13 protein-coding genes are annotated in these 13,269 nt (G+C 69.6%); 10 read left to right on the top strand and 3 right to left on the bottom strand.

The features are described from left to right. Positions 1–34: 34 nt before the first annotated feature. Together mshA and ACFP3H_RS21545 are read left to right on the top strand one after the other, a co-directional pair. A complete protein-coding gene (mshA, locus tag ACFP3H_RS21540) occupies positions 35–1,393 on the top strand; it encodes a D-inositol-3-phosphate glycosyltransferase (protein WP_378608868.1) in 1,359 nt (452 codons plus the stop codon). Next, positions 1,390–1,899, top strand: coding sequence for a type III secretion system chaperone family protein (locus tag ACFP3H_RS21545; protein WP_378608736.1), 510 nt, complete (start codon positions 1,390–1,392; stop codon positions 1,897–1,899). Before mshA ends, ACFP3H_RS21545 begins: the two co-directional genes overlap by 4 nt. A gap of 50 nt (positions 1,900–1,949) precedes the next feature. Here the strand turns inward: ACFP3H_RS21545 and ACFP3H_RS21550 are convergent, their stop codons facing one another. Next, positions 1,950–3,125 (bottom strand): lipase family protein, encoded by a 1,176-nt coding sequence (locus tag ACFP3H_RS21550; RefSeq protein WP_378608737.1) that lies wholly within the window; start codon positions 3,123–3,125, stop codon positions 1,950–1,952. 177 nt (positions 3,126–3,302) lie between these two features. Between ACFP3H_RS21550 and ACFP3H_RS21555 the strand changes: the two genes are divergently transcribed. The 5 genes from ACFP3H_RS21555 to ACFP3H_RS21575 all read left to right on the top strand — a co-directional run bounded on the left by ACFP3H_RS21555 (position 3,303) and on the right by ACFP3H_RS21575 (position 7,562). Continuing rightward, the gene (locus ACFP3H_RS21555; protein ID WP_378608739.1) at positions 3,303–4,208 is read left to right on the top strand and encodes an ROK family protein; all 906 of its coding nucleotides are present in this window, start codon (positions 3,303–3,305) and stop codon (positions 4,206–4,208) included. Positions 4,209–4,306: 98 nt separating this feature from the next. Further along, a complete protein-coding gene (locus tag ACFP3H_RS21560) occupies positions 4,307–4,483 on the top strand; it encodes a KOW domain-containing RNA-binding protein (protein WP_378608740.1) in 177 nt (58 codons plus the stop codon). A 27-nt stretch (positions 4,484–4,510) separates the two neighbouring features. After that, positions 4,511–5,248: a phosphoglyceromutase gene (locus tag ACFP3H_RS21565; protein WP_378608742.1), complete on the top strand. Its 738-nt coding sequence runs from the start codon at positions 4,511–4,513 to the stop codon at positions 5,246–5,248. Positions 5,249–5,637: 389 nt separating this feature from the next. Then, complete coding sequence (locus tag ACFP3H_RS21570) at positions 5,638–6,876, top strand: sensor histidine kinase (RefSeq protein WP_378608743.1); 1,239 nt, start codon at positions 5,638–5,640, stop codon at positions 6,874–6,876. Further along, positions 6,873–7,562, top strand: coding sequence for a winged helix-turn-helix domain-containing protein (locus ACFP3H_RS21575; RefSeq protein WP_378608745.1), 690 nt, complete (start codon positions 6,873–6,875; stop codon positions 7,560–7,562). The genes ACFP3H_RS21570 and ACFP3H_RS21575 overlap by 4 nt, the downstream gene beginning before the upstream one ends. Before the next feature lie 310 nt (positions 7,563–7,872). On the opposite strand, the gene ACFP3H_RS21580 is transcribed toward ACFP3H_RS21575, so the two are convergent. After that, positions 7,873–8,202 (bottom strand): hypothetical protein, encoded by a 330-nt coding sequence (locus ACFP3H_RS21580; protein ID WP_378608746.1) that lies wholly within the window; start codon positions 8,200–8,202, stop codon positions 7,873–7,875. A gap of 70 nt (positions 8,203–8,272) precedes the next feature. Beyond that, on the bottom strand, positions 8,273–9,079 hold the full coding sequence (locus ACFP3H_RS21585; protein WP_378608869.1) for a DUF3109 family protein: 807 nt from the start codon (positions 9,077–9,079) through the stop codon (positions 8,273–8,275). A gap of 137 nt (positions 9,080–9,216) precedes the next feature. Here ACFP3H_RS21585 and ACFP3H_RS21590 point away from each other — a divergent pair, with 137 nt between their 5' ends. Genes ACFP3H_RS21590 through ACFP3H_RS21600 form a run of 3 tightly spaced genes read left to right on the top strand, consistent with a single transcriptional unit; the run spans position 9,217 to position 12,930 of the window. Further along, the gene (locus ACFP3H_RS21590) at positions 9,217–10,203 is read left to right on the top strand and encodes a Ppx/GppA family phosphatase (RefSeq protein ID WP_378608748.1); all 987 of its coding nucleotides are present in this window, start codon (positions 9,217–9,219) and stop codon (positions 10,201–10,203) included. Between the two features lie 58 nt (positions 10,204–10,261). After that, entirely contained in the window at positions 10,262–12,034 is a 1,773-nt protein-coding gene (locus tag ACFP3H_RS21595; RefSeq protein WP_378608749.1) for a hypothetical protein, read from the top strand. Positions 12,035–12,054: 20 nt separating this feature from the next. Further along, on the top strand, positions 12,055–12,930 hold the full coding sequence (locus tag ACFP3H_RS21600) for a sugar phosphate isomerase/epimerase family protein (protein ID WP_378608751.1): 876 nt from the start codon (positions 12,055–12,057) through the stop codon (positions 12,928–12,930). Positions 12,931–13,269 lie beyond the last annotated feature (339 nt).

Genomic DNA, 13,269 nt, shown 5'->3' on the forward strand with positions numbered 1-13,269 from the left:
TACGGGGATGGTCGGTGGCGTCGAGGAGTGCACACTGGAGTGTGTGAGTCAGCGTCGTCCCGAAGTTCTGCCGCACCGCATCGCGGTGCTGTCGGTGCACACCTCGCCGCTGGCGCAGCCGGGCACCGGGGACGCGGGCGGGATGAACGTCTACGTGCTGCAAACCGCCCTCGAGCTGGCCAAACGTGGCACCGAGGTGGAGATCTTCACCCGTGCGACCTCCTCGGAACTGCCGCCGGTGGCCGAGGCCGGACCTGGCGTGCTCGTGCGGCACGTGGTGGCCGGACCGTTCGAGGGACTCGACAAGCAGGAGCTGCCCACGCAGCTGTGCCCGTTCACCGCCGAGGTGCTGCGCCAGGAGGCCAGGCACCTGCCGGGCCACTACGACCTCGTGCACTCGCACTACTGGCTCTCCGGGCAGGTCGGTTGGCTCGCGCGCGATCGCTGGCGGGTGCCGCTGGTGCACACCGCGCACACCCTGGCCGCGGTGAAGAACGCCGCGCTGGCCGACGGGGACACCCCCGAACCCGAGACGCGGGTGATCGGGGAGAAGCAGGTGATCGCCGAGAGCGACCGGCTGGTCGCCAACACCGGCGACGAGGCCCGCCAGCTCGTAGAGCTCTACGGCGCCCGCCGCGACCGCATCGACGTGGTGCCGCCCGGCGCGGATCTGAGCCGCTACCGGCCCGGTGACAAGCTCGCCGCGCGCGCCGAACTCGGGCTGCGCGCCGACGAGCAGATCGTGGCGTTCGTCGGCCGGATCCAGCCGTTGAAGGCGCCGGATGTGCTGGTGCGGGCTGCGGCCGAACTGCTCTCGCGCGATCCGAGCCGCAAGCTCCGGGTGCTGATCGTGGGCGGACCCTCGGGGACCGGGCTGGCCAGGCCGGACGCGTTGATCGAGCTGGCCGCCGATCTCGGCATCGCCGAGCGGGTCACGTTCCTGCCGCCGCAGCCCGCGGACACGCTCGTCCAGGTGTATCGGGCCGCCGATGTGGTGGCCGTGCCCAGCTACAACGAATCCTTCGGCCTGGTCGCCATCGAGGCGCAGGCCAGCGGCACGCCCGTGCTCGCCGCCGATGTCGGCGGCCTCGGCACCGCGGTGCGCGATCACGAATCCGGGCTGCTGGTGCCGGGGCATCGCACCCCCGACTGGGCCGACGCCATGGCCGCCCTGCTCGACGACCCCGACCGGCTCACCCGCATGGGCGCCACCGCCGTCGCGCACGCGAGCCGGTTCTCCTGGGCGCACACCGCCGAGGGCCTGCTCGACAGCTACGCTGCGGCCATGGTCGGATTCCGGGCCGAACGCGGCCCGATCGCCCTGCACGCGGGCGAGACCAGTCAGGCCAGATCGCGGGCGCTGTGGCGGCGCCGGACGGGAGTGCGCAGGTGAGCGACGTGTCGCAGGACAGCGTTTCGCGGATTATCGACGACACGTTGCGCGAGCGCGAGATCGAATACACCCGCCACGGCGAGGACACCTTCATCGTCGTGCTGCCGGGTGAGCGCAAGCTCAAGACCACGGTGATGCTCACTCTCGGCAAGCACGGCGTGCGCACCGAGTCGTTCGTGTGCCGCAAGCCCGACGAGAACTTCGAGGGCGTCTACAAGTATCTGCTGCGCCGCAACCGGCGCCTCTACGGGGTGGCCTACACCCTCGACAACGTGGGCGACATCTACCTGGTCGGTCGGATGTCGGCCGAATCGGTGACCCCCGACGAACTCGACCGGATCTTCGGCCAGATCCTCGAGGCGGTCGACAACGACTTCAACATCCTGCTCGAACTCGGGTTCGCCGAATCCATTCGCAAGGAGTGGAAGTGGCGGGTCTCGCGCGGGGAGTCGCTGAAGAACCTGCGCGCCTTCGAGCACATCATCGACGAGGCCGACAAGCCCTGACACACGACGAGGCCGGACAGGAGAGTTCCTGTCCGGCCTCGGTGCTCAGCTCAGCAGTTCGACGGCGCCGGCTCGCCGCGGAAGCGGGCCTCGACGTAGTTCCACGCGTCGGGGAAGCCCGCCACGGCGGCGGTCATGTGCTCGGAGATCTCGACGGTGTTCAACTGCACCGGCGAACCCGTCCCGCACCAGTGGCCGATGGTCTGGGCGACCGGGCCGTACGGGGTGAGGGTGTCGTACTTGCCCTGCCAGATGTAGGTGGGCGCGGTCGGGGCGCCCTGGAAGTGCACGAGGCTGTTCTCGCGCAGCACCCCACGGGCCACCTGGCTGCTCAGCAGCTCCTTGGACGCCGCCATCTGCTCGGCGTTGCGCAGGATGCCGTGGAACAGCAGGAAGCGACGGCACGCGTCCTTGGTGAACTCACGGAACCACAGGCCGTTCTCGTTGAGCTGGTCGGAGACCGGCACCTGATCGGGGTACTCGCGCTCGATGCCCATCGCGGCGGCGAAGGCCAGCCCGAAACCGGGGTGCGGGGCGAAACCGAGCGCGTCGGCCATCAGTTCGAGGTCGGCGGGGATGCCGCCGGACACCACGGCCGCCAGCTTCAGCTCCGGCGCGTAGGTGGGCTGCAACGCGCCCGCCCACGCCGTGGCCATGCCGCCGCCGGAGTAACCGGCCAGCGCGACCGGCGAGGAACCGACACCGAGCTCGGCGACCTTCTGCACCGCGCGCACGCTGTCGAGGGTGATCATGCCGCTGAGCTTGGCCGCGCCGTAGGCGACCGTCGGGCCGAGGTAGTCGGGCACCGAGATGGCCCAGCCACGCGCCAACGGCAGCATGGCGCCGGGCGCGTCCTGGAGCTCGCCGTTGAACAGCGACTGCGAGGGGTTGCAGCGGGTGCCGATCGAGTTGATCAGCGCCTGGTAGGACACCAGCGGCGGGTTCTTCACGCCGATCGGCAGCAGCACCGTGGTCACGCCCATGATCGCGTTGCCCGAGGAATTGGTGGAGCGGAACGCGACCTGGTGGCCTTCGGTGCCGGGGTACATCCACGTGTCGATGCGACGTGTCCGCACGACGTCACCGGGAGCCAGCTCGCCGATATCGGCGGGCGCGGCGAAGAACGGATCCGGATCAGGCGTGGGATAGAGCGGGTTGGCGCCCGCGGGAGCGGCGAGGAAGCTCACGCACAGCAAGCTCAACACCAGTACGACAAATTTCGACACAGCTTTCCTTCATCAGATGTAGTGCTGCCCAAGGGAGATGACCCGACCCGCGTCGAAGTATCTAACGAAAACTTGTGACTTGTACCGACCAGTAATCAAAGTGTCGGATGCCACAAACTGTGACTACTCACATCGTGACCGGAGCCAACTGCGGCGATACCGGAGGAAGAGGTGCCCATGACCGCGCTCGCGCTGGACATCGGAGCGACGAAATTCGCGGCGGCGACGGTGGGGTCGGACTACCGACCGCACGGTGTGCGACAGGTCGCGGCGGGGACGGCCGATCCGTGGGCGGCCTGCCGCGACCTGTTGCTCGCTGTGGCGGGTGACAACCGGGTGCGCGCGGTCGGGATCGGTTCGGCGGGGCCGGTGGATGTGCGCGCGGGGGTGGTGGCGCCGTTGAATCTGGGGCCGTGGCGCGCCGGGTTCGCGATCGTCGAGCACGTGCGGACGCTGTTTCCCGACGCGGTGGTGCGGTTGGCGATCGACGGGGCCTGTTTGGTGTTGGCCGAGCATCGGGTGGGCGGGTTGCGCGGGGTGGACAACGGGTTGGCGTTGACGGTGTCGTCGGGGGTCGGCGGGGGGATGATCGCGGACGGGCGAGTGGTGGTGGGGCGCACCGGGAACGCGGGGCACATCGGGCACATGGTGGTGTCCGGGGATGACACCGCCTGTCCCTGTGGGGGATTCGGGTGCGTGGAGGCGGTGGCCAGTGGGATGTCGGCCGTGCGGTGGGCGCGGTCGCGGGGCTGGGCCGGGGTCGACGGGGTGGAGTTGGCCGCGGCCGCGCATGCGGGGGATCCGGTCGCGGTGGCCGCGTTGGCGCGGGCGGGAACCGCGCTGGGGCAGGGTATTTCGTCGGCCGCCGCGCTGTTGGATGTGGATCGGGTGGTGATCAGCGGCGGGTTCGCGCAGTCGGGGGAACCGCTGTGGGGGCCGTTGCGGGCCGCGGTGGCGCGACATTCGGGGCTGTCGTTCATTCGGGAACTGGAGGTGGAGTTGTCGACGTTGAGCGACGGCGCGACGCTGGTGGGAGCGGGTGTGTTGGCGATCGAGGCTGTGGCGCAGGGGAGTTCGCGGTGAGCCGATGAGCAGGCCGGGTGGGGACTCTTCGGTCCGAACTCGAGAATGCCTGGGCGCGTTGGGCTGAGCTCGGCGTTCACGGGCGTAGCCTCGGTGAGGTGGCTGCCGACTACGTGCCGGGCGATGTCGTCCATATTCCGGAGGGTCCGTTCCAAGGGGTGTGCGCCGTCGTGCGCGAGGTTGACTCGGTGGCGTCGCGATTACACATCGACGCCCTGATCGCCGGTGGCCCACACGCCATGAACGTCGGCTTCGACGAGGTGGAGTGGGCCTGAGCGCACCGCAATGTCAGAATGGCCCCTATGACCTACACCCTCGTGCTGCTGCGCCACGGCGAGAGCGAATGGAACGCCCTCAACCTGTTCACCGGCTGGGTGGACGTGCAACTGACCGACAAGGGCATCGCCGAGGGTAAACGGGCCGGTGAGCTGTTGAAGGAAGCGGGCATCCTGCCCGACATCGTCTACACCTCGCTGCTGCGTCGCGCGATCAGCACCGCCGACAACGCCCTCGGCACCGCCGACCGGCTCTGGATCCCGGTCGTGCGCGACTGGCGCCTCAACGAACGCCACTACGGCAACCTGCAGGGCAAGAACAAGGAGCAGGTGCGCGAGGAGTACGGCCAGGAGCAGTTCATGCTCTGGCGTCGCAGCTACGACACCCCGCCGCCGCCGATCCAGTCCGACAACCCCTACAGCCAGGCCGACGACCCGCGCTACGCCGGCATCGAGGTCCCCACGACCGAGTGCCTGAAAGACGTTGTCGCGCGCATGGTGCCCTACTGGGAGGACACCATCGCCAAGGAGCTCGTCACCGGCAAGACCGTGCTGGTCGCCGCCCACGGCAACTCGCTGCGCGCGCTGGTCAAGCACCTCGACGGCATCTCCGACGACGACATCTCCGGCCTGAACATCCCCACCGGCATCCCGCTGGTCTACGAACTGGACGAGAACCTGCGTCCGGTCAAGCCCGCCGAGTACCTCGACGCCGAAGCCGCCGCCGCCGGTGCGGCCGCGGTCGCCAACCAGGGCGGCAAGTAACCCCGCACGCCACGGCCCCGCACCGCTTCGAGGTGTGGGGCCGTTCGTGTGTTCGGGGGTCCGCAATGTCACAGCGAACTGTTCGCGGCGGCGGTCCGAAATCGGTGGGTCGCGGGGTGCCGCGACGGGTGGGAACCGCCGCTGGGGGTGGGGGAGCGGCCGTGCGGTGGGCTGTGAACTGCTCGTTGGTGATTCATGTGATTCGCGCATGAGTCACGCCGGGTTGTACGCCGTCAGACCGGCCCGCGACGGCGAGTGACACGCCCGGCGAATGGTCAAGTGCCCGCCGGGTGAACGGCACGCGAACACCATGCCAAGTGCCCGTGACCTGCGCGAAACTTCGTCGACCCGGCAACGTGAGAACGCCGCGCACTCGTACGATCAATCCTGTGAGTGTTCCGCAGGCCGTGCTGTTGGCAGTCCTCGCGGCTGTCGTCGGACTGGCAGTCGGGGGCCTGCTGATCCCGTTCGTCAACGCCCGCCACGCCGCCCGCACGCAGGAGGACACCGGGCTGACGATGTCGCAGGTGCTCGACCTGATCGTGCTCGCCTCCGAATCCGGGATCGCCGTGGTCGACGAGTACCGCGATGTGGTGCTGGTGAACCCGCGCGCCGAGGAACTCGGCCTGGTCCGCAACCGGCTGCTCGACGAACGCGCCTGGTCGGCGGTCGAGAAGGTGCTCGCCAACGGCGAATCCGCCGAATTCGACCTCACCGCCAAGAACCCCTCACCCGGCCGCGGCCGCATCGCGGTGCGCGGCGTGGCGCGGCGGCTCTCCCGCGAGGAGACCAGCTTCGTGGTGCTGTTCGCCGACGACGACTCCGAGCAGGCGCGCATGGAAGCCACCCGCCGCGATTTCGTCGCCAACGTCAGCCACGAACTCAAGACCCCCGTCGGCGCGATGAGCCTGCTGGCCGAGGCCATGCTCGAATCGGCCGACGACCCCGAGGCGGTGCGCCACTTCGGGTCCCGCGTCCTCGGCGAATCCCGGCGCCTGGGCAAGATGGTGACCGAGCTGATCGCGCTCTCGCGACTCCAGGGCGCCGAGAAACTGCCCGACCTGGCCGTGGTCGACGTCGACGCGGTCGTGCAGCAGGCGGTCGACCGCTCGCGCACCGCCGCCGAAGCCGCGGGCATCACCGTCAGCACCGACCGGCCCAACGGGCTGGAAGTGCTCGGCGACGAAACGTTGCTGGTGACCGCGCTGTCGAACCTGGTGGAGAACGCGATCGCGTACTCGCCGCAGGGTTCGCACGTGTCGGTGAGCCGGTCGCTGCGCGGCGATCACGTCGCGATGGCGGTCACCGATCGCGGCATCGGGATCGCCAAGGAAGACCAGGAGCGGGTGTTCGAGCGGTTCTTCCGCTCCGACAAAGCCCGTTCGCGGTCGACCGGCGGCACCGGGCTCGGCCTGGCCATCGTCAAACACGTGGCGGCCAACCACAACGGCGAGATCACGCTGTGGAGCAAATTGGGCACCGGCTCGACGTTCACCCTGCGCATCCCCGCCCATCTGGAAACCGATGGGGACGAGGACGCCGAACAGACGTCGGAGCCCACCACAAGAGAAACCACCGTCACGCGGACTCTCGCGGGACGAACGAACGGTGTGGAGGCACGCAGATGACGAGTGTGTTGATCGTCGAAGACGAGGAATCGCTGGCGGACCCGCTGGCATTCCTGCTTCGCAAAGAGGGCTTCGATGTCACCGTCGTCGGCGACGGACCCTCCGCGCTGGCCGAATTCGACCGCTCCGGCGCCGATATCGTGCTGCTCGACCTCATGCTGCCCGGCATGAGCGGCACCGACGTGTGCAAGCAGTTGCGGCTGCGCAGCGGGGTACCGGTGATCATGGTGACGGCGCGCGACAGCGAGATCGACAAGGTCGTGGGGCTCGAACTCGGCGCGGACGATTACGTCACCAAGCCGTACTCGGCGCGGGAGTTGATCGCTCGCATTCGGGCGGTGCTGCGGCGCGGCGCGGGTGACGAGCTGGACTCGGGTAGTGAGAACAATGTGCTCGAGGCCGGGCCGGTGCGGATGGATGTGGATCGGCATACCGTGCATGTCAACGGGGGGCAGGTTACGTTGCCGCTCAAGGAGTTCGATCTACTCGAGTATCTGCTGCGCAACTCCGGGCGGGTGCTGACCCGTGGGCAGTTGATCGACCGGGTGTGGGGTGCTGACTATGTGGGCGATACGAAGACGCTCGATGTGCATGTCAAGCGGTTGCGGTCGAAGATCGAGGCTGATCCGGCCAAGCCGGAGCATCTGGTGACTGTGCGCGGGTTGGGGTACAAGCTCGAGGCCTGAGGTTGTTTTGCAGGGAACCCGTCTTAGGGCGGGTTCTTTGCGTTGGGGGGGAGATTTGGGGGGTACTGGTCCCAGGGGGTTGCGCAGGCTGTGTTTTTGGAGCGCTGGCGCGCTCGAGCGCGGCCCCCAGGGGCCGCGAGTTAGCCACCGTTGCTGGCGGCTGCGCCGCGGACGCAACGGCGGCTAACTCGCGGCCGGGCCGCTACGCCGCTGCGCGGCGATCCCTCCTAGAGGTCGGGATGTGCGGGGCTGGGTTGGGTGGTCATGGCGGATTTCAAGGGGCCGAAAACCCCGCGGTGCCGGCCGCCGATCAGATAGAGCTCCAGGCGGGGCCGAGGGGGGTGTCGATCTTGCGGAGGGGGTACCAGCCGAAGGCGTCCTCCTGCTGGCAGTCGTAGATCTCTACGTCGGTGCCGTTGCCGCGGCAGGCGATGGTGGAGGAGGTGCCCTGGGGGCTGATGATGATGTATTTGCCGTCGGTGGCGGCGTTGAGGGCGGCGGGGTCGGTGTAGTTGACGAAGCTCGTGGTGAAGTCGGCGTACTTGGCCGGGTCGCCGTTCGGTTCGGCGGCGGCCTGGCCGGTGAGGGCGACGGTGGCGCCGATCATCAGGGTTGCCGCGCAGAGTGCTTTCTTGAACATGATCAGCTATCCAACCCGATCCGGGTGACCGGTGCGTGGCAGGCAGGTGAACCGAATTGTTGCGAGGTTTTCACACGTCCTGATCCGAATGGTGAGCTTCGGGGTGGATGCGCTCGGCCTCGACCGTCGCCGGATGCACCGCGATCAGGCCGAGGCCCTCGCGGCGGCGGCACAGGCGTGAGAGTTCCTCGTAGGCGGGCGCGCCGAGCAGCTCGCGCAGTTCGGGGCCATAGGACTGCCACACCGGTTTCTTGCCGACGTGGGCGTCGGGGGAGCCGGTGCAGTACCAGTCCAGATCCAGGCCGCCCGGACCCCAGCCGCGGCGGTCGTACTCGGTGACCACCGTGCGCAGGATCTGCTCGCCGTCGGGACGCTCCACCCAGTCCTGGGTGCGCCGGATCGGCAGCTGCCAGCACACGTCCGGCTTCACCTCCAGCGGCTCGATGCCCTTGCGCACGGCCATGATGTGCAGCGCGCACCCGGGGCCCGCGGCGAAACCGGGACGGTTGAGGAAGATGCAGGCACCGTCGAAACGGCGGGTGCGCAGGGCGGGCTCGTCCTCGAGTTCGTCGAGCTCGAGGTAACCCTTCTTGACAACTTTGCCGTTCTCGGTCGCCTCCGGCATGAGTTGCCAATCGGCGGGTGTGAGCATCTTCACAGCACCGGCCAGGCGCTTGCGATCGTCCTTGTCGGCCAGGAACGCGCCGTGCGAACAGCACCCGTCATCGGGGCGTTCGGCGATGATGCCCTGGCAGGCGGGCGTGCCGAACACGCACGTCCAGCGCGAGAGCAGCCAGGTCATATCGGCGACGATCTGGTGCTCGTCGTTTGCTGGGTCGGTGAACTCGATCCACTCGCGGGGAAAATCGAGCTCCACTTCGGGGGCCGCGACGATCTTTCCCCCAGGTCGGAGCCCGGCCTCCGCGGTGCCAACTGCGCCTTCGGTCACAAGCGGTGACGCTAACAGTTCGGTCGCCTGGCTCGCTGTACCGGATCACCAAGTACCGTATTCATGTGCGGCTTGGTGTTCTCGATGTCGGAAGCAATACCGTCCACCTGCTCGTGGTGGACGCGCATCGTGGTGGGCACCCGATGCCCATGAGCTCGTCGAAGGCCACCCTGCGCCTGTCGGAGAGCATGGACTCGATGGGGCGGATCACCGAGGAGGGTGAGGCGCGCCTGATCGCGACCATCCTCGAATTCGCCGATCTGGCCCGCAACTCCCGGTGCGTCGAACTGATGCCGTTCGCCACCTCGGCCCTGCGTGAGGCCACCAACTCCGAGGACGTGCTCGCTCGCGTGCGCGCCACGACCGGGGTCGACCTGCGGGTGCTCTCCGGCGAGGACGAAGCCCGGCTGACCTTCCTCGCGGTGCGCCGCTGGTTCGGGTGGAGCGCGGGCCGGATCATGAACCTCGACATCGGCGGCGGCTCGCTCGAGCTGTCCAACGGTGGCGACGAGGAACCCGATGTGGCGCTGTCGTTGCAGCTCGGCGCGGGCCGATTGACCCGCGAGTGGCTGCGCGACGATCCGCCGGGCAAGCGCAAGGTCGCGGTGCTGCGCGACTGGCTCGACGCCGAACTCGTGGTCCCGTCCAAGACGCTGATCGAGGCGGGCCGACCCGACCTGGCCGTCGGCACCTCCAAGACCTTCCGCTCGCTGGCCCGCCTGACCGGCGCCGCACCCTCGGCCGCCGGGCCGCGGGTGCGCCGTACACTGACCAGCTCCGGGCTGCGCCAGCTGATCGCGTTCATCTCCCGGATGACCGCCTCGGACCGTGCGGAACTGGAAGGCGTGAGCTCGGATCGGTCCCAGCAACTGGTGGCCGGCGCGCTGGTCGCGGAGGCGACCATGCGGGCGCTGTCGCTCGACAGCATCGAAATCTGCCCGTGGGCGCTGCGCGAAGGGCTGATCCTGCGCAAACTGGACTCCGAGCCCAACGGTGGTGCTCCGGTGGTCGAGCCGCCGGTGACACCGGTGGCGGAAGTGGAGTCGGCATGAGCGGTCAGCGCCTGCCGAGGCCGAAGTTATACGGCAGGAATTGCCGGAGGGACGCAGGATGAGTGGCGAGGATTCCAAGCAGCTGTCGGTAGCCGAGCTGCTGGCGCGCAATGCCGCGCAGGGTGCCGCACCCGCGGCCTCCGGCGGCGGGCGTCGACGACGCAGCGGACGCGGGCTGTCGGTCACCGACCTGACCGGCGAGAACGCGGCCGTCAAGCCGAACTCGCACGCCGCGCCCGCCCCGGCGGCGCCGACCGGCTACGAGCCGCCCGCCGCCTACCAGCCCGCGCCCTACCCGCCGCCCGGACCGGTCGAGCCCGCGTTCTCGCCGATGTCGGGCCCGATCACCCGCTTCGACCCGCACACCGGCCTGTCCGAGGCCGACCTGCCCGCGCCGGCGCGCCCCGACCCGTTCGGGCCGTTCCGCGCCGAGGCCCGCGACGCCGGATCCCGCGCGCCGGGCAGGCTCGGGGTGCCCGGCGCGAACGCGCAGCCGGTGGATCCCGGCATCGCCGAGATGTTCGGCTCCGGCGCGATCCCCGCCGTGGGTGGGGGCAGGCGCCACAAGCCCGAGGAACCCGCCGAACCCGCGCCGCCCGCACCGTCGGCCGGTGGTGGGCGCGCGGCGCGCAGGCGGGCCGCCGAGGCCGCGGAAGAGGCCGTCGAGCCGGCCGCGCCGTCGGGGTTCGAGGCACTGCACGAGTCGGGGATCGAGGCGCCGCGCGCGTTCATGGGTCGACCGGGGCAGTCGCGCGGTTTCGACGAGCTGCCCGATATCGGCTTGGATTTCCAGGAGAACCGGGGGACCGGATCGGCCGGGTTCAACGGGTGGCCGGGGGAGTCGTTCGACGGGTCGCCCGCGCCCGGATTCAACGCCAAGCCCGCGACGGCCTTCAACGGTCGGCCCGGTGAATCGTTCGACGGTTCGCCCCTCCCGAGCGTCGACGGCGGTTTTCCCGGTTCCGCCGACCACGCCACCCAGGCCTACAAGGTCGCCCCCGAGGCCCCGCCCGCGCGCGAGGCCGATCCGCGGCCGTCGCTGGACCGCAGGCGGTCGGGCGAGCCGAAGTCGAGCGGGTTGCCGGTGTGGTCGGCGCGCAGGCATCGACCCGACAAGTCCGCGCCCGAGAGCGGCGGGTTCCCGACGGCCGCCTGGTCGCCGGTCAGCCAGGAGCAGCCGCTGCTGTCCGGGCAGTCGGTGGCCGGGGAGCTACTGCGGCAGCGGGCCGATCACGACGCCGATGCGCACACCGAGGTGCATCGACTCGGTGCCGCTGCCGAGCCGGTCACCGACGACTACGCCGAATCCGATTACCCGGACCGCGATTACGTCGACAACGACTACTCCGAGTCCGACTACGCCGACGGCGACTACGACGACGAGTACGACGACTACGAACCCGAACCCGTGCGGACCAGGGCGGGCAGGCGCGCGGCGACCAAGGCCGCCGCGTCGAAGGTGGCCAGTCGCGCCAAGTCGCGGGCCGCGAGCCGGCTGCCGGGCAAACGCGCGGGCACCGCACCGGGCAAGCGCACCTCGGGTCGGGCCCGCGCCGACGCCGACGCCGACAACCGCCGTCAGTGGCTGATCCTCGCCGCGCAGGCCACCGGTGCCGCGATCGCGGGCATGCTGCTGTTCAAGGGCTTCGAGACCATGTGGGAGCGGATGCACTGGGTCGCGCTGGCCCTGGCGATGGTGGTGATCCTCGGGCTGGTGGCGCTGGTTCGCGTGCTGCGCCGCACCGACGACATCTTCAGCACCGTGATCGCGGTGGTCGTCGGCGTCTTCGTGACGATGGGACCGCTAGCCTTCCTTCTCAGTACCAGCTGAATACAGGGAGTGGGCGAGGCGTGGACAACGCGCAGGACATCGCGATCGGGCTGTCGACGGCCTCGGTGTATCCGGAGAACACCCAGGCGGCGTTCCGCTACGCCGCCGAATTGGGTTACGACGGTGTGGAATTGATGGTCTGGGCCGAACCGGCCAGTCAGGACATCGCGACCGTGCAGTCCTACGCCAAGCGCTACGGGGTGCCGGTGCTGGCCGTGCACGCGCCGTGTCTGCTGATCTCGCAACGGGTGTGGGGGGCGGACCCGGTCGCGAAGCTGGAACGCAGCGTGCGCACCGCCGAGGCACTGGGCGCCGACACCGTGGTGGTGCACCCGCCGTTTCGCTGGCAGCGCCGCTACGCCAAGGGTTTCGCCGATCAGGTCGGTGAGCTGGAGGCCCATCACCCGGTGAAGGTCGCCGTGGAGAACATGTTCCCGATGCGCGCGGACACGATCTTCCGCGAGGGCGCGGTGCGCAGGCTGGAACGGCGCGCGGGCCCCGGCCGTGCGGTGAGCGCGTTCAGCCCCTCCTACGACCCCACCGACATCGGCTTCGAGCACTACACCCTCGACCTCTCCCACACCGCCACCGCGGGCACCGACGCCCTGGACCTGGCCCGCCGCATGGGCGAGGGCCTGGTCCACCTGCACCTGGCCGACGGCCGCGGCGCCGCCCACGACGAACACCTCGTCCCCGGCGACGGCACCCAACCCTGCGCCCAACTGTGCGAACACCTGGTCCACACCGGCTTCCGTGGCCACGCCGTAGCCGAGATCAACACCCAGAACGCCAGAACCACCACCGAACGCGCCACCCAACTGGCCCGCACCCTCGACTTCGCCCGCCTCCACCTCACCGGCACAGCCCCCGACCCCCACCACGCCGACCTGCCGTAACACAGGTCGCGGCCCGTCCGCCGACCCCGCACACAGCCCCGGTCGGGTAACCGGTGAAAGTCTCTACCAAAGGGGCCCGCCCCGATCTGGACTGACCGGAGGGTGCGACGAAGGAGTACCCGGAGGGAGGGAAGATCGGGGCCCACCAGGGCCCCGCTCGAGCGCGCCAGCGCTCCAAAAACACAGCCTGCCCACCTCCTGGATGACCGCCACCCCGAACCTCCTGGATGACCGCCACCCCGAACCTCCTGGATGACCGCCACCCCGAACCTCCTCGATGGCCGCCACCCCGAACATCGCCGATGACCGCCACCCCGAACATCGCCGATGACCGCCACC

Source organism: Nocardia lasii (genome assembly GCF_042658545.1).
GTDB lineage: Bacteria > Actinomycetota > Actinomycetes > Mycobacteriales > Mycobacteriaceae > Nocardia > Nocardia lasii.

Coding starts and splice junctions, on each gene's coding strand:
- ACFP3H_RS21555 (WP_378608739.1), top strand. CDS start 3,303: ATGACCGCGCTCGCGCTGGACATCGGAGCGACGAAATTCGCGGCGGCG.
- ACFP3H_RS21565 (WP_378608742.1), top strand. CDS start 4,511: ATGACCTACACCCTCGTGCTGCTGCGCCACGGCGAGAGCGAATGGAAC.
- ACFP3H_RS21575 (WP_378608745.1), top strand. CDS start 6,873: ATGACGAGTGTGTTGATCGTCGAAGACGAGGAATCGCTGGCGGACCCG.
- ACFP3H_RS21580 (WP_378608746.1), bottom strand. CDS start 8,202: ATGTTCAAGAAAGCACTCTGCGCGGCAACCCTGATGATCGGCGCCACC.
- ACFP3H_RS21595 (WP_378608749.1), top strand. CDS start 10,262: ATGAGTGGCGAGGATTCCAAGCAGCTGTCGGTAGCCGAGCTGCTGGCG.